The sequence below is a fragment of the Streptomyces sp. NPDC043896 genome (assembly GCF_056435605.1).
Genome location: NZ_JBWKEE010000003.1, coordinates 134351 through 154393 on the forward strand (window position 1 = coordinate 134351; position 20043 = coordinate 154393).

The following is a 20043-nucleotide window of genomic DNA, read 5'->3' on the forward strand; positions in this document are numbered from 1 at the left end:
AATCGGCCGAAGCGGTCCGGGGGGAGGCATGTCGGGGGCCGGCGCGCTACCCTCCGCCCCATGTTTGACATGGACACAACTTTCTTCCGCCGTGGCGCCCGGCCCGCGCGAAGAACCGGCCTCCGCCTCCTGGTGTGCCTCCTCCTGCTCGCCCTCCTCGGCACACCGGCCGCCGCGGCCGCCCCGCCCCCCGCCCCTGCCCCGTCTCCCGCCGCCGCACCCGCGGCCGCGGCGGCCCGCTGGGGCGACCGCCGGCTCGACGAGGCCGCCTTCCTGACCACCCACAACGCCTTCACCAACTACGAGGACTCCCGCTGGAGTTCGGTCAACCAGTCCGAGTCGGTGCGCGCCCAGCTCGACAACGGCGTCCGCGGCCTGAGCCTGGACACCCACTGGTACGAGCGCAGCACCTGGCTGTGCGTGATCAGCTTCGGCAGCGACTGCTACCCGAGCGACGTGTACCTGTGCCACGGCGACTGCAAGGCCTTCGCCGGAGCCACGTACGCGCTGCCGAGGCAGTCCTTCCACGGCACGATGCAGACCGTGGTGGACTTCCTCGCCTCCCATCCGCAGGAGGTGGTGACCGTCTTCCTGGAGGACTACGTCAGCGCCGAGCAGCTGCGGCAGTCCCTCGGCAGGGTCCGCGGGGTGGACGAGCTGCTGTTCCGGCCGGACGAGTGGGGCGTGCGGCAGCAGGGCTGGCCGAAGGTGGCCGACCTCGTCACCGCCGGGAAGCGCCTGCTCGTCTTCTCCGACCGGTCCGACCGCGAACACCTGGGCGTCATGTACGACAAGTCCTGGACGGTCAGCAACCACTGGAGCCTCGGCGACCTGGGCAACGACCTCGCGTGCGTCACCCGCTGGCCCGACGTGCCCCTGGACCGGCGGGAACCGGGATTCCGGAGGCTGTTCACCATGAGCCACCACCGCAACGTCCCCACGGTGCTCACGGCGGCGCTCGACAACGGCGACAAGCTCAGGAACCGCATCGCCGGGCAGTGCCGGACCGCGACCGGGGGCCGCGGTCCCACCTACGTCTCCGTCGACTTCCACCGCCTGTCCGACGGCAGCGGCCACACCCCCGCGTCGATCGTCGCGGAGCTCAACGCGGCCCCGTGAGCCCCGACGCCGCCCGGACCTTACCGGCTACCGGCCGCGAGGCGGTCGGCGGGCAGGCGGGTCGAGGACGGCGAACCGAGCCCCGCCGATACGACGACGAGCCTCATGCCCGTGCCTCCCGCGTGGCGGCGTCCCGGGCCGCGGCGTCCCGGGCCGCCGCCACACGGGCCGGGTGGGTCGGGGCGTCCGGGACCCCGGCCGGGCGGAGGTTCGCGAACTCCTTGCGCAGGACCGGCACGACCTCCTCGCCGAGGAGGTCGATCTGCTCCAGGACGGTCTTGAGCGGCAGGCCCGCGTGGTCCATCAGGAAGAGCTGGCGCTGGTAGTCGCCCGCGTAGTCCCTGAAGGACAGGGTGCGTTCGATGACCTGCTGCGGGGAGCCCACGGTCAGCGGCGTCTGGGAGGTGAACTCCTCCAGGGAGGGCCCGTGTCCGTACACGGGCGCGTTGTCGAAGTACGGACGGAACTCCCGCACCGCGTCCTGCGAGTTCCTGCGCATGAACACCTGGCCGCCGAGCCCGACGATGGCCTGCTCGGGGGTGCCGTGGCCGTAGTGGGCGTAGCGCTGGCGGTAGAGGTTCACCATCTGCCGCGTGTGGGAGGCCGGCCAGAAGATGTTGTTGTGGAAGAAGCCGTCGCCGTAGTACGCGGCCTGTTCGGCGATCTCGGGCGAGCGGATGGAGCCGTGCCAGACGAAGGGGGCGACGCCGTCGAGCGGGCGCGGCGTGGAGGTGAAGGACTGGAGGGGCGTGCGGAACTTGCCCTTCCAGGTGACGACGTCCTCGTCCCACAGGCGGCGCAGCAGCGCGTAGTTCTCGATGGCGAGGTCGATGCCGTCGCGAATGTCCTTGCCGAACCAGGGGTAGACCGGTCCGGTGTTGCCGCGGCCCGTCATCAGGTCGACGCGGCCGTCCGCGACGTGCTGGAGCATCGCGAAGTCCTCGGCGATCTTCACCGGGTCGTTGGTGGTGATGAGAGTCGTCGAGGTCGAGAGGATGAGGTTCTCGGTGCGCGCGGCGATGTGGCCGAGCAGCGTCGTCGGTGAGGAGGGGACGAACGGCGGGTTGTGGTGCTCGCCGGTGGCGAAGACGTCGAGGCCGACCTCTTCGGCCTTCAGCGCGATGGCGATCATCGCCTTGATGCGCTCGTGCTCGCCGGGCGCGCGGCCGGTCGTCGGATCGGGCGTGATGTCACCGACGGTGAAGATGCCGAACTGCATGGCTCCCCTTCCCAGGATTGTTGAGCCTTCAACGATACCTGAGAACGGGAGGCCGGCCCCTGGTATTCCCGAGGCCGGGCACGCGCCCCGCCCCGGCCGCCGGCCGCCCCGGTGTCCGCGACCGCCGATTGTCAGTGGCGGGTGCGAGGATCAGTGCATCGAGTTCGGAAAAAGAGGGGGCGGACCATGTCCGGAAACCAGAACTACATCAATCACGTCGCGCTCGTGCTGGATGCCAGTTCGTCGATGTCGCACCTGAGCAGCAAGGTCGTGGAAGTCGCCGATCAGCAGATTTCCTACCTGGCGCGCCGGTCGCAGGAACTGGACCAGGAAACGCGCGTCACCGTGTACGTCTTCGCGGACAAGGTCGAATGCGTCATCTACGACAAGGACGTGCTGCGCATGCCGTCCCTGAAGCAGCTGTACCGCGTGGGCGGAATGACGGCCCTGCTCGCGGCCACGCTGAAGTCACAGCACGAGCTGGCGCAGACCGCCCAGCTCTACGGCGACCACAGCTTCCTGACGTTCGTGCTGACGGACGGACAGGAGAACGCGAGCCACCACTGCCCCGGCTCCCCCAGCCGCAAGCCGCGTGAGCTGGTGCAGGCGGTGGGCAGGATGATCGAGACCCAGGAGGACAACTGGACCCTGGCCGTCCTCGTCCCCGACCAGATGGGCAAGCGCGAGGCCGTGCAGGCCGGCTTCCCGAAGGACAACATCGCCATCTGGGACGCGACGAGCACCCAGGGGCTGGAAAACGCCGGGCAGGTCATCCAGGAGGCCACCGAGAAATTCATGGTGGGCCGCACCAAGGGAATCCGGGGTTCGCGCGCGGTGTTCTCGACGGGTGCGGAAGCCGTCAACAAGAAGTCCATCGAGGCGGCCGGCCTGACGGCGGCGGATTCTTCGAAGTACCGGCTCATCCCGGTGACCCGTGACGCGGGAATCCGGGAATGGGTCGTCGAGAGCGGGTACGAATACCGCACCGGCTGCGCTTTCTACCAGCTCGGCAAGACGGAAAAGGTCCAGGCCCGGAAGCAGATAGCGGTACTGGAGAAGAAGACGGACCGCGTCTACACCGGACCGGAGGCCCGCGTCCTGCTCGGCCTGCCCGACGCGGAGGTCCGGCTCAAGCCGGACCACAACGACGACTTCACGATCTTCGTCCAGAGCACCAGCGTCAACCGGAAGCTGGCGCCGCAGACGCGGCTGCTGCTGATGGTCTGACGCCGGGAAGGTCCACGAAGCCCGGATGCCCTGCCGGCGGCTCAGTTCTCGCCCAGGTCCGTCTCGTACGCCGCCTCCCGGACCTCCCGGTCCGGGTGCCGGCGCAGGGCGACGACCGCGGCGCGGCAGGCCTCCGGCCAGCCCTGGCGGGATCCGACGGCCGTGGCCAGCGCCACGGCGAGGAGGCCTTCCACCAGACCGCCGTCATCGCCCAGGGCGGCCACCGCCGCGAGAGCGGTGGCAGGGGCGGCGAGGTGCTCGCCGTACCGGAGGGCGCCCTCCAGGTCTTCGGCCACCCGGACCGCGAGGACGGGCCTGCCCTCGACCGCCTGGACCAGCTCGTGGAGCGCGTGCATCAGTTCGGGCCCGGCCGCGTCGAGGTCGACGGCCCGTACGAGGAGGGCGGTGCGCAGCGCGGTCACCTCCGGTTCGGCCGCCAGCCGGCCGGCGAGGGCCGCGCACATCCGGTGGTCCCGGATCGAGGATTCCAGGAGGACGGCGAGGCGGCGGCGGGCGGGCAGGTCGCCGCCTCGCCCGCCTCCCTCCGGCTCGCCGGCCGCGATCAGTTCCAGCAGCCGGTCCACGACCCCGTGCAGCAGGCTGCCCGGCTCCACGCCGCCGACCGGGTGGGGCAGTCCGGACTGGGCCAGCGCCACCAGGCCGCTGCTCACCCGCCACATGGTCAGGGGCGAGGAGGGGTCGGTGTAGAGCTCGGCCATCACGGTACCGGCCGCGGGCGTGTACCGCGCCCAGTCCCGGAGGCGCGACAGGGAATGTTCCGCCGCGTCGTGCTCCGCGGCGTAGGGGAGCCGGGCGATGAGCTCCCCGAACCGGCGGCGGTGTGCCGAGGCCAGATCCGCCGGGCTCACCTCCAGGAGGGCGAACCGGGCGGCGTCCGGGCCGTCGTCGACCGCCGACTCCAGCAGGGCCCACATGTCCTCGGCCGGCAACAGGGCCGCGGCCGCGCCGACCACGGTGGCGCGCACGTCCGGATGGACGCCCGGGGCCCGGCCCACCTCCGACAGGAGTGCGGTGGCCTCGGCCGGGGGCAGGTTGCGGACGGCGAGCCGGGCGGCGGCCTTCCGGACGGTGACCTTCACCCCGCTCTCGCGGGTCAGGACGTCACGGACCAGGGCCGTGACCCGGCTGGGCCGGGCGTGGGCGGCGGCGCGGCCCGCGGCGGACCAGGCGGCCACGGCCCGGTCGTCGCCGGCGTGCTCGAGCAGGACGCCGAGGGCCGAGGCCGGGTCGTCCGTGTGCGCGACGGCGTCCAGTGCGGCCGCCGTCAGGGCCGCCCCGGCGGGGTCCGCGTCGGCGGGGTCCGAGCCGGGTGCCGCCGGCGCGGGGGCGGTGTACCGCCGGAGCAGGGCCTGCCCGTACTCCGGTACCGGGGCCACCTCGCGCAGCAGGGCGGCGCGTTCGTCGAGGCCCCGGGCGGGGTCCGCGACCACGGCCGCGGCCAGCCGGACGGCGGCCCGCTGCTGGCGGGGCAGCCACCGGTCGGCGTACCGGAACGGCGGCAGGGGCCGGGGGGCGCCGGCGGCCGGGAAGCGGCCGCCCGGGGGCGGGACCTCGGGAAGGGCTCGGTCCAGCAGGTCGGTGCGCCGCGCGGCGAGCACGGCGAGCACCGGGGGCAGCAGGGCCGCGGAGGGCTCCCGCTCCAGCAGTTCGGCCACCCGCTCGCCACGGCTCGCCGGGTCGCCCAGCCACGCGGCGGCGACCTCGCCGAAGGCGGCGTCGGGGCAGGTGCGCAGGGCTTGTCCGAGGCGGTCCTGGAGTTCCGGGATCCGGTGTGCGCGGGGTCCGCAGTCCGCGATCAGGGCGAGCAGGGGCGCGACGTCCCCCCGGGCGGCCGCCCGGTCCAGCCACGGGCCGAGGGCTTCGAGCACCGCGGGCGCCCCGCCGCCGCGGAGCACGCCGCCCAGACGGCCGAGTTCCACCGTGCCGGCGTGCGCGGTCAGTGCCTCGACGAGGCGGACGGCGGTCCCGAGGGCGGCGGCCCCCGCCTCCCGATCGGGGGTGGGCGCGCCGAGCAGGTTCACGGCCAGGGTACGGATCGTGTCCCGGGTGCGGGACGAGCAGTCCCGGGCCCGCAGGGAATCCAGGCACAGCCGTTCCAGGGAGGCGGCCCCGCTACGGGCCCCGTCGCCCCCGGCCTGCACGACGCCCCCGGCCGGCACGACGGTCCCGGCCGGCACGACGGTCCCGGCGGTGCCGGGCAGTACGGCGGCGGTCCCGAGGGCCGCCGCGAGGAGCGGTGCCGGCAGGCCGGCGAAGGCGGCCAGGGCTTCCGCGCGTACGGGGTCCCGCTCGTTGCCCACCCGGCCCGCGGCCCGCGCGAGCGCCTCCGCGACCTCCCGCGGGTCACGGGTGTGGCCGGCGTTGACCGCGAGTGCGTCCCAGACCGACCCGCGCACCTCCGCGTCACCGGTGGCGAGGAAGGGCAGGAGCTCGGCGCGTGCCTCGGCCGGCGGCAGCAGCGTCATCGGGCCCCGCAGCTCCCAGAACCCGGCTTGCCCGGCGCGCAGTTCCCCGAGGGCGGCACGGGCACGGGCGTGCCGCTCGGCGGCCGGCAGCAGGGCGAGTGCGCGTCCGGTCCACCGGGAAGCGCTGCGGCCGGCCTTGCCCGCGGCGACGACGGCGTCCAGGAAGCCGGCCCGGCGTGCCGGCGGCATGGACCGCATCAGGAGCTGGAAGGCGTCCCGGTGCAGCCAGCGGGCGGCCAGCGCGGGCAGGGACGGCGGGGCCGCCGCGACGAGCTGCCGCATGCCCGCCGGGCCGGGTGTCCGCTCCCACCGCAGGTACGAAGGGCGGTCGGCGAGCCAGCGCACCACGCGTTCGGCGTCCACCGCGACCAGGTCGCCGAGGCGCTCGTGCAGCGGACCGGGAAGGGTGACCGGTCCCTGCCGCTCCAGCAGGTCCAGTACCCGGCCGGGCCCGGCGGGAAGGGCCGCGGCCAACGCCGTGGCGTGCCGCTTCCACCAGGTTTCGCGCAGCCAGTCGGGCAGGTCGCCGACTTCCCGTTCCGCGTGGTCGAGCACGGCGAGGGGATGGCGGAGCGCCAGCGTGCTCCAGTCCTCGTACGCGAGCGCCCCCGCGAGTTCGGGCAGCAGCCGCGCGGTGAACTCCGGCGAGCAGCCCGGCAGCAGGCGCGCCGCGTCCTGGTCCCCGTACGCGGTGCGCACCCGGGGCACGAGCCGCTCGGCGAGCTCCGGCCGGCGGCCGTCGCGCAGCAGGCGTGCCAGGTCGGCGCGGACCACGGCGGGTGCGTCCTCGTAGGCGGCTTCGAGGGCGGAGTCCGGGACGGGCAGCCGCCGGGCGCCGCGCAGGGCGTACCGGCGGACCACCGGGTCGGGGTCGGCGAGCCGGTCCGCCAGGTGCCCGGTCTCCCCGGCGGCGAGGGCGGCCAGCGCCGCGAGGCGGCGCTCGTACGGGCCGCACGCGTCGAGTTCGGCGAGCAGGGGCCGCAGTGCGCCCCGGGCGGCGAGCCCGTGGGCGGTGACGGCGGTGTACCGGAGGCGGGCGGCGTGCGGCAGGGGTTCGAGCGCGGTGAGCAGCTCGTCGGCGGTGCGGATCATCGCGGGCATTGTGCCCGACGATCACGGCCCCACTCGAATGATTATCGGAACACCCGCGCCCGCCGTGACTCCGCGACCCGGTCACACCATCACCCCGTCACCCCGTCACCTGGTCGGTCCAAGCGGAGGCGGACCTCTACCGCGAATGGGCCAGGATCGGGACACCGGAGAGGCCGTCGGCCGGGCGGGATGCCTAACGTCGCTGGCAAGGCACATCGTTCGCTGACCCTCTGGAGACGCCATGTCCCGTAGAGGCCGATGGATGGCCGGCGCCTGCGTCGGTACGGCCGCCGTCTTGCTGCTCGGCACCGCGGGCGCCCCTGCCCCGGCCCCGTACGAGGCCTCGGGAGGCGGCGCCGGAAAGGGCTCCGGCAGGGGGGTCGCCGTGGGCGCCTACCTCCACTACGGCTCGCCGGGCGTCGACCGGATGCGGGGGCTCTCGCACTGGCTCGGCGGAACCGACCTGCGCGCCGGGCACACCTACCTGCCCGGCGACACCTGGGAGAACATCGAGGGCGCACCCGATTCCCTCAGCACCTGGGCGCGGTGGCGCAAGGAGCGGCCCGACCGGCTGTTCGTCCTCAACGTTCCGATGCTGGACCAGAACGAGGCCGGCGTCCCCGACGACCGGGTCGCGGAGCTGCTGCGGGCCGGCGCGCACGGCGAGTACGACCACCACTTCCATCGGCTGGCCGAGCGCCTGGTCTCCCTCAGGGTGCCGGACACCGTGATCGTGCTCGGCTGGGAGATGAACGGCTTCAACTACACCCACCGGTGCAAGCCCGATCCGGAGGCCTGGAAGGAGTACTGGCGGCGCATCGTGGCCGCCATGCGGTCGGTGGAGGGACAGCGGTTCCGCTTCGACTTCGCCCCCAACCGCGGCAGGGACGCGATCGGCTGGACGAAGTGCTACCCCGGGGACGACGTGGTCGACATCGTCGGCATGGACTCCTACGACCAGCCTCCGGGGGAGAGCTTCGAGGAGCAGATCACCCAGCCGTACGGGCTCCAGCAGCACGTCGACTTCGCGAGGGCGCACGGCAAGCGGATCTCGTACCCGGAGTGGGGACTGTTCCGCAATGGTGACAACCCCGACTACATGCGGCGGATGCTGGCGTGGATCGCCGATCACAAGCCGCTCTACCACAGCATCACGGACTACTGCCCGCACGGCGTGTGGCAGTGCGGGCAGAACCCGCGTTCCGCGCGGGTGTTCCGGCAGTTCCTGTCGGCCGGCCACGGCGGCCCGCCGGCGGACGGCCCGCGCGACCACCGGGCCGGCCCGGACGGTCCCGGCGGGCTCGGCGGTCCCAGCGGGCTCGGCGGGTTCGGCGGTCCCGGCGGGCTCGGCGGCTCCTGGGGTGCTCCTCGCCACGGCCAGCCCCCGTCACGCGTCCAGGCGCCCGCCGGGGAGTAGCCCGGCGTACCGGCTGGGCGGAGCGGGCGCCCGGTGCGACTGTCAGCGGCGGGAAGCCCGCCACGGCGTACGGCTGGGCCCCCGCCGTGGTCACGCGACGGTACGGAAGTGCGTGGTCAGGCGCCCGTCCGGGGCCAGTACGTGGTAGGCGAGGCCCGGCGGCTGGGCCCGGTCGGCGGCGCCCTCGCCGCGCTCCCACGGCAGGCGCAGGGTCCAGGTGACGGCGGGTCCCACCACCAGCGGCAGCCCGGCGAAGACGGAGGCCGCCGCGGTGTGGGCGTGGCCCGTGATCACCGCCGCGACCCGCGGGTGGGCCTCGATCAGGGCGGCGAGCCGGTCCGGGTTCTCCAGCCGGCAGGCGTCGGGAAGCGGGTGGTGCAGGGCGACGGGCGGCTGGTGGAAGGCCAGCAGCGCCCGGGTTCCGGCGGGAAGCCCCGCCAGGGTGCGGTCCGCCCAGGCGGCCGTCTCCTCGTCCAGCACCCCGTGGTCCTCACCGGGCACCGTGGTGTCCATCATCAGCACCGCGGCGCCGCCGATCCGGTGGACGCGGTTCACGGGCCCCTCGTCCGGGGCTTCGCCGAGCAGCGCCTTGCGATAGGCGGGCCGGGCGTCGTGGTTGCCGGGACAGCCGAGCACGGGAAAAGGCAGCTCCGCGAAGAGCCGCGCGGCCTCCTCGTACTCGGACTCCGCGCCGTGATCGGCGATGTCCCCCGTCACGAGCAGCGCGTCCACCGGCCGCTCCAGGCCCCTGAGGTGCTCGACCACGCGGACGGCGCGCTCCGTGGAGCGCTCGGTGCCGTCCAGGTGCAGGTCGCTGATCTGAGCGAGCAGCAGGTCCACATCTCCCCCTAATGGTTACCTTGGATTTACCGTTAGCCCTGCTGACCTTAGAGTGTGGGGGCGCGGTGGGCAAGGAAGATCCACGGCTCGGAACGGCATCGAGGAGGGCGGGTTCCGTGGACCGTTGGCCGGCACTGGACCTGGCGGGCACGATCCGCCACGACGGCGAGGGCGGGGTCGCCGACGACCTGGCGACCGTCGAGGGGCTCGCGCTCTGGCTGACGGAGCAGGACCTCGGCGCTCCGGCTGCGGACGAGCCGCTGCGGCTGGCGGTCTGCGAACTGCGGGGCGCGGTACGGGCCCTGTTCGCGCGCGCGGTCAGCCCGGCCCCGCCCAGCCGCGCGGACGCGCAGCGGCTGATGCCCGTCGAGGAGGCGCTCGCCCTGCTGAACGCGGCCGCGGCGCTGCAACCGGTCGTACCGCTGCTGCACTGGGGTCCGGACGCCGGGCCGACGGCCGCCCTGGTCCCGGCGCCCGGCGCGTACGGACCCGCCGTAGCCGGCGGCGCGGGCGGGCCGGCGGCGACGCGCGACGAGCTGCTCGCGGCCCTGGCGCGGGCCGCCGTGGCGTTCCTGGCCGGTCCGCAGCGGGCGCGGCTGCGCTCCTGCCAAGCCCCGCGCTGCGTCCGGTACTTCGTGCAGGATCACGGACGCCAGGCCTGGTGCAAGCCCTCCTGCGGCAACCGCGCCCGCGTCGCCCGCCACGCCCGGCGCCGCCGCACCGGAACCGCGCCGGACGGCGACTGACGGGCGGCGGCCGTCGGACAGCGGCTGACGGCGGCTGACGGCGGCTGACGGCGGCTGACGGCGGCTGACGGGCGGCGCACTAGCAGTTCTCGCTGATCACGGACTCCAGGTCCGCGAGGGACACGCGCTCTTCCTCGATCTTCTTCCGGATCAGTTCCAGCGTCTGCCTGAGGGCGGCGATCTTGCTCTCGTCCGGATCCGCCTGCGCTTCCAGCTCGGCGATCCGGTCCTCGACCTCCTTCGCGTGGGCCTCGCTCTTCTTGATGCTCTTCTCCAGCTCCTTCGCGAGGCGCCGCATCATCTGGCAGGGGGACTCCGAGTCCGGGGGTGGGGTCATTTCGCCGCTCCTTCGTCGCCGGCCCCGTCGGGGCCTTCGGGCGGCCAGTATCGGAGCCCCGGTCCGCCCGCACCCGGCGGAGTAGCCCGTACGGACCACCGGGCCACGCCTCCGGGTGCGGCGGACAGGGGAATGGTCGGACAAACTCTTGGCATATCATCTCGGTTCGCTTTGCCCAACCGAAATAATTCGTGCCGTGTCCCACACGCCGGTCGCTTGCATTTCGTGCAAAATGGGCGGTCGTCGGGCGCCGTTACTCAGTCACCGAGAACAGTCACCATCACGGTTTGTTCCTGTATCTGAATGCGGAGGTATCACGATTGCCGAAAACAAAAAAACTCCGGGAGAGCCATCGCTCGGCAGCCCTGCTCCTCTCCGTCTCCGTGACCGCCGCTCTGTTCACACCCGCCGGCCCCGCTCAGGCCGCTTCCCTCTACGGCATAAAGGCCGTCGCCGTCGCGGCCTCCAAAAAGGGCGCCCCCTACGTGTACGGCGCCACCGGGCCCGACCAATTCGACTGTTCAGGCCTCACGCTCTACGCCTTCCGCAAGGCCGGCCGGGCCCTCCCCCGCACCGCGGAGGCCCAGTACAAAAACACACTCCACATTTCGCGCAAGCAGCGCGCACCCGGCGATCTGGTTTTCTTCCCCACCGGTGGGACCATGGGCCACGTCGGCATCTACGCGGGCCACAACAAGATCTGGCACGCCCCCAAGCCCGGCACCCGCGTCAGACTCGAACGCATCTGGACCGGCACCGCCCGCTACGGCCGGGCCAATTGAGCGATCCGCCCCGGAGCCCGCGCTCCCGTCCGCCCGAACACATTCCGTCCGGCCCGGTCACCGGCCGGCACTGATGGCCGTCACGTGCGCAGAGCCGTCACGCAGGGCGCTGATGCGCACCTGCCCGGCGGGGAAGGGATCCCTGCCGTTCGGCCCCGGGACCCGGGCGAACGGGGTCCAGGAGCCGTCCGGCCTCCTGACGCAGTGCCAGACCCGGCCGTCCTGCCCGACCGCCACGACCTGGGCGGAGCCGTCGGGCATGCCCGCGATGCCGATGGCGCCGGCACCCATGGTGGCGGTGGTGACGCCTCGCGGGGGCCGGAAGCCCGTCCAGGAGCCGTCGGGCCGGCGCACCTGGTGGTAGACCATCCCGTCGAGCCCGATCGCGAGGACCTGGGCGGAACCGTCGGGCATGCCGGTGATGGCGAGGGCGGGCCCGCGGAACGCGGCGGCCCCGCCGTACCCGGCCACGCGCTCCCAGGGCGTCCACGTCCCGTCCCGCCCGCGGACGCGGTGGTACAGGGCGCCGTCCGTGCCGTAGCTCACCAGGTGCGCGGAGCCGTCCGGCAGGGAGGCGACCGACACCTTCGTCGCGCCCCAGCGGCTCGTCGCCGTGAAGCCGCCCACGCTGCGGAACCCGGCCAGGCCGCCGTCGGCGCGGCGCTGCTGGTGGTAGGTGGCGCCGTCCATGGCGGTCGCCACGATCCGGCAGGTTCCGTCGGGGAACCCGGCGAGGTCCGCCTCCCGGACGGCGAAGCCGGTGGATCCGTCCGGCCCCGGCACGCGCTCCCAGGGCCGCAGCGTGTCCGCGCCGCGTACCACGCTCAGCCACAGGGCGTTGTCGAGCCCGATGCCCAGCACCACCGCGGAGCCGTCAGGCAGTCCGGCCGACGCGCTCTGGACTCCGGTGAAGGAAGCGGCCCCGGCGGCGCCCGGCAACGGCCGCATGCTGCTCCACGACCCGTCCGGGCGGCGCTCGGTGTGGAAGAGCGCGCGCTGTTCGACGTCGTACGGGGGCAGTTGGGCGGAGTGGAACCACACCGGGTTGGTGAGGGCCACCAGTTGGTCCAGGGTGGTCGAGGCGGGCTCGGGCCTGCGCACCTCGGCCCGGGCGAAGAGGGACGCCTTGCCCCAGCCGCGCCAGCTCAGCCGCCCGCTGCCGCTGCCGCCGATGCGGGTGGCGGCCATGATGCCCCACTCCGTGTACAGCGTGGCGATGCTGTCCGGAGCGCCGGTCACGTCCAGGGTCACGTCGACGACGTCGAAGAGCGACAGCGGCAGTTCCTCCCCCGGACCCGCGACCGCTCCTCGGGCGCGCGCGGTGAAGTCCAGGGTCACGGTGGCGGATTCGACGGCGTACGACCGGCCCCTGCGCAGCGCGTCCAGCACGGCGGGGGCCGACAGGGCGGTGGCGCGGACCACGTTGTGGGGGCGGCCGACGGCGTCGGAGTGGCCGTGGGCGTCGCTGTTGCCGACGGCGGCGACCCGCTTGCCGAGGCAGAGCATCGCGTGCCAGGCGGCGATGTTGGCGGTGTCGTCCAGGGTCCAGGGGCCGTTCCACACCTCCAGCGCATCGACGCGGTCGAGCCCGAACTCCCAGAGGGACCCGGCCGCCGGGGTGAGGGGGTGGGCGGCGATGGCGAGTCCGCCCAGGCTGCGCACGCGCCGGGCGTGGCGGTCGAACGCCCCCTGGTCGGCGGGGCCGTAGCGCCAGTCCACCCATTCACCCTGGGGCAATCCGACCGCCAGCCAGTGTCCGTGGCGGGTGGTGACCTCCTCGGCGTTGATGACGAGGAGGTCGGTGGGGACGTTGCCGTACCAGGTCACCCCGGTGGAGCTGGTGTTGTGGTCGGAGGTGGCGATGAAGTGCAGCCCCTCCTGCCGGGCGGCCGCGACGATCTCGTCCACCGTGCGTTTGCCGTCGGAGTGCACGCTGTGCAGGTGCAGGTCTCCCCGGTACCAGCCGGGGCCGCGGCCCGGTACGGCGGACGGGAGGAGGTCGTAGGGGGTGCCCGGGAGCTGCCCTCCCTCGTGGAGGGTGACCTCGACCTGCCAGGCCATGCCGCCGGTACTGCTGACCATCGGCCCCAGGATGACGGACCAGCCGCCCGGGTCGACGGGGCCGGGCAGGTAGCCGGGGGTGGCGTCGGCCGCGGAGAGGGTGAACCCTGCTCGTTCGCCGCCCGACCAGCCCCGGAATCCGGACGGGCCGAAGATGCCGAGGTCGAGGATGCCGGCGGCGGCGTCGTGGGTGGTCGTCACGGTGATGCGCCGTACCCCGGAGGGGACTTCGAAGGGGACGTACGCCCACTGGTCGTGGCCGTACGGGGCGCGGCCCCGGTAGGTGGTCGTCACCAGGCCGCTCCCCCGGCCGCCGGTCGCGGCGTGGGTGACGGGTGCGGGGAGCAGCGCGGCGGTTCCGCCGGCGGCGAGGAGGGCCCCTGATCGCAGCAGGGACCTGCGGTCGACGCCCGCCCCGGCGGGCGGGCCGGGGACGGGGTCCGGATGGTGTCGGCTCGGCACGGTCGGGCTCTCCGTTCACATGGGGTGGCGGGAAGGCGTTCGGGTGCGAGGAACACGAGCGGGGGCCGGGAACGCCCCGGGGTCCTGTCGTCGAAGTTCCATCTGGCGGGCGCCACTTCGACGACAGACCCTGGGCCGTCTCTTCCGGATCCGGCCCGACCCGCGTCGTCCGGCAAGATCCGGAAGAGACGGTTCAGCGGCGCGAGCGCTGGGCCGCGACGATCTGTCGCACGGAGCCGTCGAGGCCGGCCCGCGCCTGGATCCGCTCGGCGAAGCCGGGGAACTGCCCGGCGACGGCGCTGAGCAGCCGTAGTTCGAGGGGTGCCACGTTGACCTCGCAGAGGTCGCGGCGGACCGCCCTTACGACGCCGTCGGCGACGTGTCCGGGCGTCACGGTGCGGATGCCGCCGGGCGGGGTGGCGCCCGTCGCGGCGAACATGCCCGCGTCGCGGACGAAGCCGGGCTGGACGAGGGACACGCCGACACCCGTGCCCCGGAGTTCCTGGCGCAGCGCGAGGGCGAACCCGCGCAGCCCGAACTTGGTCGCGTTGTACAGGGAGGTCGACCTGGTCGCCGCCTTGCCGGAGATGGAGCCGACCAGGACGATGTGGCCGCGGCCGCGGGCCACCATGTGCTCCGCGAGCAGCCGGGACAGCAGGACGGGGGCGCGGAGGTTGACGTCGAGGGCCCGGTCGAGCTGTTCCTCGGTGTAGTCCAGGAGGTCGCCGCTGGCGGGCAGGGCCGCGTTGGCGACGAGTACGTCCGTCTCGGCGCGGGCTTCCGCGAGCCGGACGACGTCGCGCCGGACGGCCAGGTCGGCGACCTCGGCACGGGCGCCCCAGGCGTCGGCGATGCCCCTGAGGGCCTCCTTCCTGCGGCCGGTGACCGTGAGGCGGGCTCCCTCCGCGGTGAGCCGCGCCGCCAGGGCGGAGCCGATGCCTCCGGTGGCCCCGGTCAGCAGGACGTTCGATCCCGGTATCTCCACGACGACTCCCGTGCGACGTTACGGCGTTCCCTCTACTGTTCGTTCGAACGAACAGTAGGGACCGGCCCTCGCCTTGTCCACACCAGGAATCCGCCAACTCCCCCGCCCCGCACGGGCGGAGGCCCTCCTCCTCCGATGGGGCAGAATGTCGACATGCCGCCTGCCTCCGACACCCGCCAGAGCATCATCGACGCCGTACTGCGGATCATCGGGCAGGACGGGATCGCCGCCGTCACCAACCGGCGGATCGCCAAGGAGGCCCGGGTCTCCCTCGGTTCCGTCACCTACCACTTCACCACCCAGCACGAGCTGCTGCGCGAGAGCCTGCTGCACTTCGTGGCCGAGGAGACCCGGCACTTCACGGAGCTCGCGGACGCCTGCACCGACGAGCGCTTCGACATGGCGCAGGCGGCCGAGGTGGTCGCGCGCGTCGCCGGCGGCAACGCCTTCGACAGCCGGCACATCGCCCCGTTCGAGCTGTACGTCCAGGCCGGGCGGGACGAACGGCTGCGCGCTTCCGCCGCCGAGTGCTTCGCCGCCTACGACCTGCTGGCCACCCGGGTCCTGACCCATCTCGGCGTGCCCGACCCCGAACGGCTCGCGGGCGCGGCCGTGGCCCTGGTCTTCGGGCAGCAGCTGCGCCGCCTGGCCACCGGCGCCCCGGCCGGGGACCTCGTCGACACCCTGCTGGTCCTCACCCAGCTCGCGCCGGCGCGGACCCCGTAGCGGTCCGGGTCCGTCGTCCTGACCGACAGGGGGGGGCCGCGGGCCTGGGCCGGCGCTTCCGCACCCCGCCCGAACCGCCGAGCATCTGCCAGGCCGATCCATGAGACGGGCTGTGGATGCGAGCCTCATCCGCCGCTGAGGTCCGGATCCGCGTACGCACGCTTCCGCCACGGGCCGCCGCGCGTACACGTTCCGCGCCGCGCCCGGATGGGCCGCGCCCGGTCCCCGTCCCGCATCGCGGCGTCCGGTCGACTCCGGTCGACTCCCGTTCTAGGGGTTCTCGCTCGGGCCCTGCCAACGTCGTTCCCGCAGGCACCACACGGGACGAAGGGACTATGGGAATGACGAAGTCAGCTCGCAGGTTCGGTACCACCGCTGTGGTGGCCGCGGTCGCGGCCGCGATGATCACCGTCGCGGGACCGCAGGGAGCCAGCGCGCAGGACCAGGCGCGACGCGGCTGGGACCACTTCGGGTTCGGCGTGCCGTGGGAGTCGACCTACGGCTACTCGCAGGCCATCAAGGCCGGTGACACCGTCTACATCTCCGGCCAGCTCTCGCACGACGCGGCCGGGAACCTGGTGGGCGCCGGCGACTTCGAGAAGCAGGTGCGGACCTCGTTCGGCAACCTGGACAAGGTGCTGGCGCACTACAAGATCCCGCGCAGCCAGATCGTCAGCATGAAGATCTACACCAAGGACCTGCGCCAGAACTTCGACGCCGCCGCCCGGCTGCACAAGGAGTACGTCGGCAACCACCGCACGACCGACACCATCGTCGGCGTCTCCGACCTGGCGTTCGCCGAGCAGCTGGTGGAGATCGAGGCCATCGCGCTCGTCAAGCCGCGCTCCTGACCGGGCGGGCCGCGCGGCTCGGCCGCGCGGCCGGCTCCACCGGCGCCACCACCACGCCCTACCGCCGCTTCCCGCCCCACCCGGTGGACCGGCGGTAGGGTGCTGGCCGTGTCCGAGCATCAGCGCGATCTCGTCGGGTACGGCGCCGAGCCGCCGCACGCCGCCTGGCCGGACGGCGCTCGCGTCGCCGTGAGCCTCGTCCTCAACTACGAGGAGGGCGGGGAGCGGAGCGTCCTCGACGGCGATCCCGCCTCCGAGGGGTACCTCCACGAGATCGTCGGTGCCCCGCCGGTGGTGGGCGGGCGGGACCTGAACGTCGAGTCGATGTTCGCCTACGGTGCGCGCGCCGGCTTCTGGCGCGTGCACCGCACGCTCGTGGAACACGGCGTACCGGTCACGGTCCACGCCGTCGGGCAGGCGCTCGAACGCAACCCGGACGCGGCGCGGGCGATGGGTGCCGCCAGGTGGGAGGTGGCGGGCCACGGCTGGCGCTGGATCGACCACCGCCACGTGCCCGAGGAAACCGAGCGCGCGGACATCGCGCGGACGGTCGCCACGATCGAGCGGCTCGCCGGCCGCCGCCCCATGGGCTGGTACACCGGCCGGACCAGTCCCGCTACGCGGCGCCTGGTCGTCGAGGAGGGCGGCTTCCTCTACGACTCGGACGACTACTCCGACGACCTGCCCTTCTACGTCGAGTCGGCCGGCCGGCCGCACCTGGTGCTGCCGTACGCCCTCGATTCGAACGACTTCAAGTTCCTGATCGTCCACGGCTTCACGACGGCCGAGGACATGCTCGCCTACCTCGTCGACACCTTCGAGGCACTGCGCGCCGAGGGCGCCGACCGGCCGCGCATGATGAGCGTCGGTCTGCACCCCCGCATCATCGGCCGGCCCGGCCGGATCCGTGCGCTCGACGGCTTCCTCCGGCACGTCGCGCGGCGCGGCGGGGCATGGGTCGCGACCCGGGAGCAGATCGCCCGCCACTGGCTGGCCACGCACCCGGCCGGCCGCTGACGCCCGCTCCGCGCGGTCAGTCGCCGCCGCCCCCGCCGCCGCCCCCGCAGGACGAGCCGCCTCCGCACGAGGAGCCGCCGCAGGAGTCGCCCCCGCCGTCGCCCCACGAGGTCTTGCGGCGGCGCGGCCGCTTCCGCGCGAACACGATCTGGACGGCCACCACGAGGATGACCACCGCCATGGTCAGAACGACTTCCATCGTGCTCTCCCTGCTCCGCTGTGCGCTGGTGCGAGCACGATGCCCTGCGCGGGAACCCCTCCAATCCGGTGTTGAGCAAGCTCAGAGGTTCGCTCACGCGGTCCCGGTCCCTGCCCCGGTCCCGCGGGGGCCGGCCGCGGCCGTTCCCTAGCGTGCTGGGCGCCGGTCCGGCGGCGGGAGGGAAGGGCCGAACCGCCGCGCCGGACCGTCGTGTTCGCGGGAATCGAGGGGGGACATGAGCGCACCGTACGCGGACCCGCCCGGGGCGGACCGGCCGAGGGGCCGGATCTTCCAGGCCTCGACCATGACGGCCATGCCGGAGGGCGTCTACGAGGGCACGACCACCATCGCCGAGCTCCGCCGGCACCGGATGGTCACCCGGATGCTGCCCGAGCAGCACCGCCCCTTCTCCCGGCTCATCGACGCGGTGGCGGGACAGGCCGTCACCACCCACACGGCCCTCCGCGGCACCATCGCCGGCTTCCGCAGTCCCACCCGCATGCTGGGGGTGGCCGCCGCCGGGTACCACCTGCACTTCCTGTCTCGGTGCCGCACGCGCGGCGGGCACGCGTACGACTTCGTGCCGCGTTCGGGCCGGGTGCGCGTCGACGTGGGGTACGAACTGCTGCTGCGCATGCCGCGCACGCGGGACTTCTCCCGCGCCCGCCTCGGGCACGGGGACGTCGCGGGTGAGATCGCGGCGGTCCTCCAGGGGCGCCCGGGGCGGTGACGCGGACGGGGCGGTGCGTCAGAACGCGAAGACGGCGTTGCCGTTGAGGGTCGCGTTCATGGCGCAGGTGTTGGAGAAGGTGTGCTTCCAGCTGACGCGGCTGCCCTGCCAGACGCCTTCCGCGGTGACGGTCACGGGCGCGTAGTGCATCGGACAGGCGCGGTTCACGTCGGGCGCGGCCAGGAGGCGGTCGAAGGTGCCGCCGGTGGAGTTCAGGGCGGTACAGGCGGCCTTGGGGTCGGGGTGGGTGCCCTGCGCGGACGGCATGCAGCTGAGGGTGGCGGCGCGGAGGACCGTGCCGGCGTCGGCGGCGTCGCCCTGTGCGACGGAGAAGACCATCGCGGACGGGGCGTACAGGCTTGTGGGCTTGGCCTCCGCCATGCCGGTGGCGCCCGCCAGGGTCAGGAGGGCGGCGGCGGAGACGGCAGCGAAGCGGTAGCGCACGACAGACTCACTTTCGATACGAAGGTTGAGCGCGACAATCACTTTCGTTGTCGTGCTCCGGTGCGGCCGAGTCTGTCGGATGTGAAGGTGCACTGCATATCGACGGCCGATTTACGGACAGGCCGTTCGGATATCGGATGACGCGTGGGTGTTCGAGCAGCTCACACGGCCTGCACCGCACCGTGTCCGGCCGGGAACAGGGGGTGATCAAGGGCGGACGCCGCCCGACGCGCGTCGCTGACCTGCCCCGGAGCGGCCCGCGTTCACCTGGAGGCCACTCAGCTTGTCCGGATCGCTGCGCTCCCCGCCCCCTCGACCCGGGTCCGCGCGGGAGCGCCGTACCGGTCGTCGTAGTGGTCGTCGTCCTGGATCCGGACCGTCGGGGACGCGAGCGAGACGAGGACCCCCAGGACGAGGAGCAGCACGACCAGCGCCTTCGCGGGCGTGCCGAGGACCAGCGGGCGAGTGCCGGAACCGGCGCCGGGAACGGGAGCGGTGGCGGCGGCACCGGCAGCGGCAGCGGCAGCGGCAGCGGCAGCGGCGGCCGGTGCGTCGCCGAACAGGCGCTTGGGGTAGGCGGAGGTCAGCATCATCGCGTACGCCTGGTAGCGCATCCGGAACCGCGCCGCCGCCGCGACGGCACCGAAGAGGGGTGCGGGCATCCGCCCCAGGACGAGGGTGATCAGCCAGAAGACCCAGCAGACGGCGCCCCAGCCGTACTGCAGGAGGCCCGTCACGATCATCGCGGGGAGCATCAGGACGAGGCGGAACAGAACGGCGAGCCGGTTCAGTCCACCGGGGCGCAGTTCGATGCGGACGGGATGGCCGGGCGCCTCGAAGGAGAACGGCGGGTACCGGTCCACCAGCAGCATCAGGGAGGCGGCGACCCGGGTCTCGTAGCCGAGGAAGCCGCCGAGGAAGCGGGCGATGCCGTCGGGCAGGCGGCCCAGGACCAGCGCGGCGAACCAGCCCGCGATCGTCACGAAGAAGGCGGCGATGCCGAGGAGGGCCGTGACGATCAGCTGGGGCAGCAGCAGGAGCAGCCTCAGCAGGACCGTCCAGCGCCGCTGCCGGCCGGGCGGCGGGACGTCGAGCTCCGGCAGGTGCTCGCCCTGCGGGTGGCCCGCGTCCGGCGGGCGGGGGGTCCAGCCTGTGGTCATGGGGCGCTCCTGCCGTCGGTGGGGCGCGCGGCCCCCGCCCGCCGGACCGTCCGGGCAGAAACGGAAAGGCGGGTTCCGCGCGTACGCCCTCCCAGGGGTACCGCGCGGAACCCGCCTTTCCAAGGATCCCGGCTGCGACCGGC

The 20043-nt window shown here is 73.6% G+C and carries 18 protein-coding genes; 9 read left to right on the forward strand and 9 right to left on the reverse strand.

Translation table 11 applies throughout. The features are described from left to right. Nucleotides 1–60: 60 nt before the first annotated feature. The gene (locus AC069X_RS05370) at nucleotides 61–1119 is read left to right on the forward strand and encodes a PI-PLC domain-containing protein (protein ID WP_478725342.1); all 1059 of its coding nucleotides are present in this window, start codon (nucleotides 61–63) and stop codon (nucleotides 1117–1119) included. Nucleotides 1120–1222: 103 nt separating this feature from the next. Here AC069X_RS05370 and AC069X_RS05375 read toward each other — a convergent pair whose 3' ends face one another. Beyond that, complete coding sequence (locus tag AC069X_RS05375; protein ID WP_478725344.1) at nucleotides 1223–2338, reverse strand: LLM class flavin-dependent oxidoreductase; 1116 nt, start codon at nucleotides 2336–2338, stop codon at nucleotides 1223–1225. Between the two features lie 186 nt (nucleotides 2339–2524). Here AC069X_RS05375 and AC069X_RS05380 point away from each other — a divergent pair, with 186 nt between their 5' ends. Next, nucleotides 2525–3565: a vWA domain-containing protein gene (locus tag AC069X_RS05380; protein WP_478725346.1), complete on the forward strand. Its 1041-nt coding sequence runs from the start codon at nucleotides 2525–2527 to the stop codon at nucleotides 3563–3565. 41 nt (nucleotides 3566–3606) lie between these two features. Here AC069X_RS05380 and AC069X_RS05385 read toward each other — a convergent pair whose 3' ends face one another. Continuing rightward, complete coding sequence (locus AC069X_RS05385) at nucleotides 3607–7143, reverse strand: hypothetical protein (RefSeq protein WP_478725348.1); 3537 nt, start codon at nucleotides 7141–7143, stop codon at nucleotides 3607–3609. A gap of 241 nt (nucleotides 7144–7384) precedes the next feature. On the opposite strand from AC069X_RS05385, the gene AC069X_RS05390 reads away from it, so the two are divergent. Beyond that, complete coding sequence (locus tag AC069X_RS05390; RefSeq protein ID WP_478725349.1) at nucleotides 7385–8560, forward strand: glycoside hydrolase family 26 protein; 1176 nt, start codon at nucleotides 7385–7387, stop codon at nucleotides 8558–8560. A 90-nt stretch (nucleotides 8561–8650) separates the two neighbouring features. Here AC069X_RS05390 and AC069X_RS05395 read toward each other — a convergent pair whose 3' ends face one another. Further along, nucleotides 8651–9394 (reverse strand): phosphodiesterase, encoded by a 744-nt coding sequence (locus tag AC069X_RS05395; protein WP_478725758.1) that lies wholly within the window; start codon nucleotides 9392–9394, stop codon nucleotides 8651–8653. Nucleotides 9395–9516: 122 nt separating this feature from the next. On the opposite strand from AC069X_RS05395, the gene AC069X_RS05400 reads away from it, so the two are divergent. Beyond that, nucleotides 9517–10146, forward strand: a complete 630-nt coding sequence (locus AC069X_RS05400; protein ID WP_478725351.1) for an ABATE domain-containing protein — start codon at nucleotides 9517–9519, stop codon at nucleotides 10144–10146. A 79-nt stretch (nucleotides 10147–10225) separates the two neighbouring features. Here the strand turns inward: AC069X_RS05400 and AC069X_RS05405 are convergent, their stop codons facing one another. Further along, entirely contained in the window at nucleotides 10226–10483 is a 258-nt protein-coding gene (locus tag AC069X_RS05405; protein WP_478725353.1) for a hypothetical protein, read from the reverse strand. Nucleotides 10484–10848: 365 nt separating this feature from the next. Between AC069X_RS05405 and AC069X_RS05410 the strand changes: the two genes are divergently transcribed. Continuing rightward, nucleotides 10849–11265 (forward strand): C40 family peptidase, encoded by a 417-nt coding sequence (locus AC069X_RS05410; RefSeq protein WP_478725760.1) that lies wholly within the window; start codon nucleotides 10849–10851, stop codon nucleotides 11263–11265. Nucleotides 11266–11322: 57 nt separating this feature from the next. On the opposite strand, the gene AC069X_RS05415 is transcribed toward AC069X_RS05410, so the two are convergent. Continuing rightward, on the reverse strand, nucleotides 11323–13788 hold the full coding sequence (locus tag AC069X_RS05415) for a CehA/McbA family metallohydrolase (RefSeq protein WP_478725355.1): 2466 nt from the start codon (nucleotides 13786–13788) through the stop codon (nucleotides 11323–11325). A gap of 193 nt (nucleotides 13789–13981) precedes the next feature. Beyond that, nucleotides 13982–14773, reverse strand: a complete 792-nt coding sequence (locus AC069X_RS05420) for an SDR family NAD(P)-dependent oxidoreductase (protein WP_478725357.1) — start codon at nucleotides 14771–14773, stop codon at nucleotides 13982–13984. A 153-nt stretch (nucleotides 14774–14926) separates the two neighbouring features. Here AC069X_RS05420 and AC069X_RS05425 point away from each other — a divergent pair, with 153 nt between their 5' ends. From AC069X_RS05425 to puuE, 3 genes are all read left to right on the forward strand, one after another. Beyond that, nucleotides 14927–15499: a TetR/AcrR family transcriptional regulator gene (locus AC069X_RS05425; RefSeq protein ID WP_478725359.1), complete on the forward strand. Its 573-nt coding sequence runs from the start codon at nucleotides 14927–14929 to the stop codon at nucleotides 15497–15499. 341 nt (nucleotides 15500–15840) lie between these two features. Then, on the forward strand, nucleotides 15841–16350 hold the full coding sequence (locus AC069X_RS05430; protein ID WP_478725361.1) for a RidA family protein: 510 nt from the start codon (nucleotides 15841–15843) through the stop codon (nucleotides 16348–16350). A 108-nt stretch (nucleotides 16351–16458) separates the two neighbouring features. Beyond that, nucleotides 16459–17367: an allantoinase PuuE gene (gene puuE, locus AC069X_RS05435; RefSeq protein ID WP_478725363.1), complete on the forward strand. Its 909-nt coding sequence runs from the start codon at nucleotides 16459–16461 to the stop codon at nucleotides 17365–17367. 16 nt (nucleotides 17368–17383) lie between these two features. Here the strand turns inward: puuE and AC069X_RS05440 are convergent, their stop codons facing one another. Next, entirely contained in the window at nucleotides 17384–17566 is a 183-nt protein-coding gene (locus tag AC069X_RS05440) for a hypothetical protein (protein ID WP_478725365.1), read from the reverse strand. 235 nt (nucleotides 17567–17801) lie between these two features. Here AC069X_RS05440 and AC069X_RS05445 point away from each other — a divergent pair, with 235 nt between their 5' ends. Further along, complete coding sequence (locus AC069X_RS05445) at nucleotides 17802–18296, forward strand: acetolactate decarboxylase (RefSeq protein WP_478725367.1); 495 nt, start codon at nucleotides 17802–17804, stop codon at nucleotides 18294–18296. 18 nt (nucleotides 18297–18314) lie between these two features. Here the strand turns inward: AC069X_RS05445 and AC069X_RS05450 are convergent, their stop codons facing one another. Both AC069X_RS05450 and AC069X_RS05455 read right to left on the reverse strand, forming a co-directional pair. Beyond that, nucleotides 18315–18677 (reverse strand): subtilase-type protease inhibitor, encoded by a 363-nt coding sequence (locus AC069X_RS05450; RefSeq protein ID WP_478725762.1) that lies wholly within the window; start codon nucleotides 18675–18677, stop codon nucleotides 18315–18317. A 341-nt stretch (nucleotides 18678–19018) separates the two neighbouring features. Further along, entirely contained in the window at nucleotides 19019–19900 is an 882-nt protein-coding gene (locus tag AC069X_RS05455) for a DUF4389 domain-containing protein (protein ID WP_478725369.1), read from the reverse strand. Nucleotides 19901–20043: the final 143 nt, after the last annotated feature.

Bases quoted from the DNA above. Each gene is read 5' to 3' on its own strand.
- AC069X_RS05445 (WP_478725367.1), top strand. From the start codon at position 17,802: ATGAGCGCACCGTACGCGGACCCGCCCGGGGCGGACCGGCCGAGGGGC.
- AC069X_RS05375 (WP_478725344.1), bottom strand. From the start codon at position 2,338: ATGCAGTTCGGCATCTTCACCGTCGGTGACATCACGCCCGATCCGACG.
- AC069X_RS05450 (WP_478725762.1), bottom strand. From the start codon at position 18,677: ATGGCGGAGGCCAAGCCCACAAGCCTGTACGCCCCGTCCGCGATGGTC.
- AC069X_RS05430 (WP_478725361.1), top strand. From the start codon at position 15,841: ATGACGAAGTCAGCTCGCAGGTTCGGTACCACCGCTGTGGTGGCCGCG.
- AC069X_RS05455 (WP_478725369.1), bottom strand. From the start codon at position 19,900: ATGACCACAGGCTGGACCCCCCGCCCGCCGGACGCGGGCCACCCGCAG.
- AC069X_RS05380 (WP_478725346.1), top strand. From the start codon at position 2,525: ATGTCCGGAAACCAGAACTACATCAATCACGTCGCGCTCGTGCTGGAT.
- AC069X_RS05425 (WP_478725359.1), top strand. From the start codon at position 14,927: ATGCCGCCTGCCTCCGACACCCGCCAGAGCATCATCGACGCCGTACTG.
- AC069X_RS05390 (WP_478725349.1), top strand. From the start codon at position 7,385: ATGTCCCGTAGAGGCCGATGGATGGCCGGCGCCTGCGTCGGTACGGCC.
- AC069X_RS05440 (WP_478725365.1), bottom strand. From the start codon at position 17,566: ATGGAAGTCGTTCTGACCATGGCGGTGGTCATCCTCGTGGTGGCCGTC.
- AC069X_RS05370 (WP_478725342.1), top strand. From the start codon at position 61: ATGTTTGACATGGACACAACTTTCTTCCGCCGTGGCGCCCGGCCCGCG.
- AC069X_RS05405 (WP_478725353.1), bottom strand. From the start codon at position 10,483: ATGACCCCACCCCCGGACTCGGAGTCCCCCTGCCAGATGATGCGGCGC.
- AC069X_RS05385 (WP_478725348.1), bottom strand. From the start codon at position 7,143: ATGATCCGCACCGCCGACGAGCTGCTCACCGCGCTCGAACCCCTGCCG.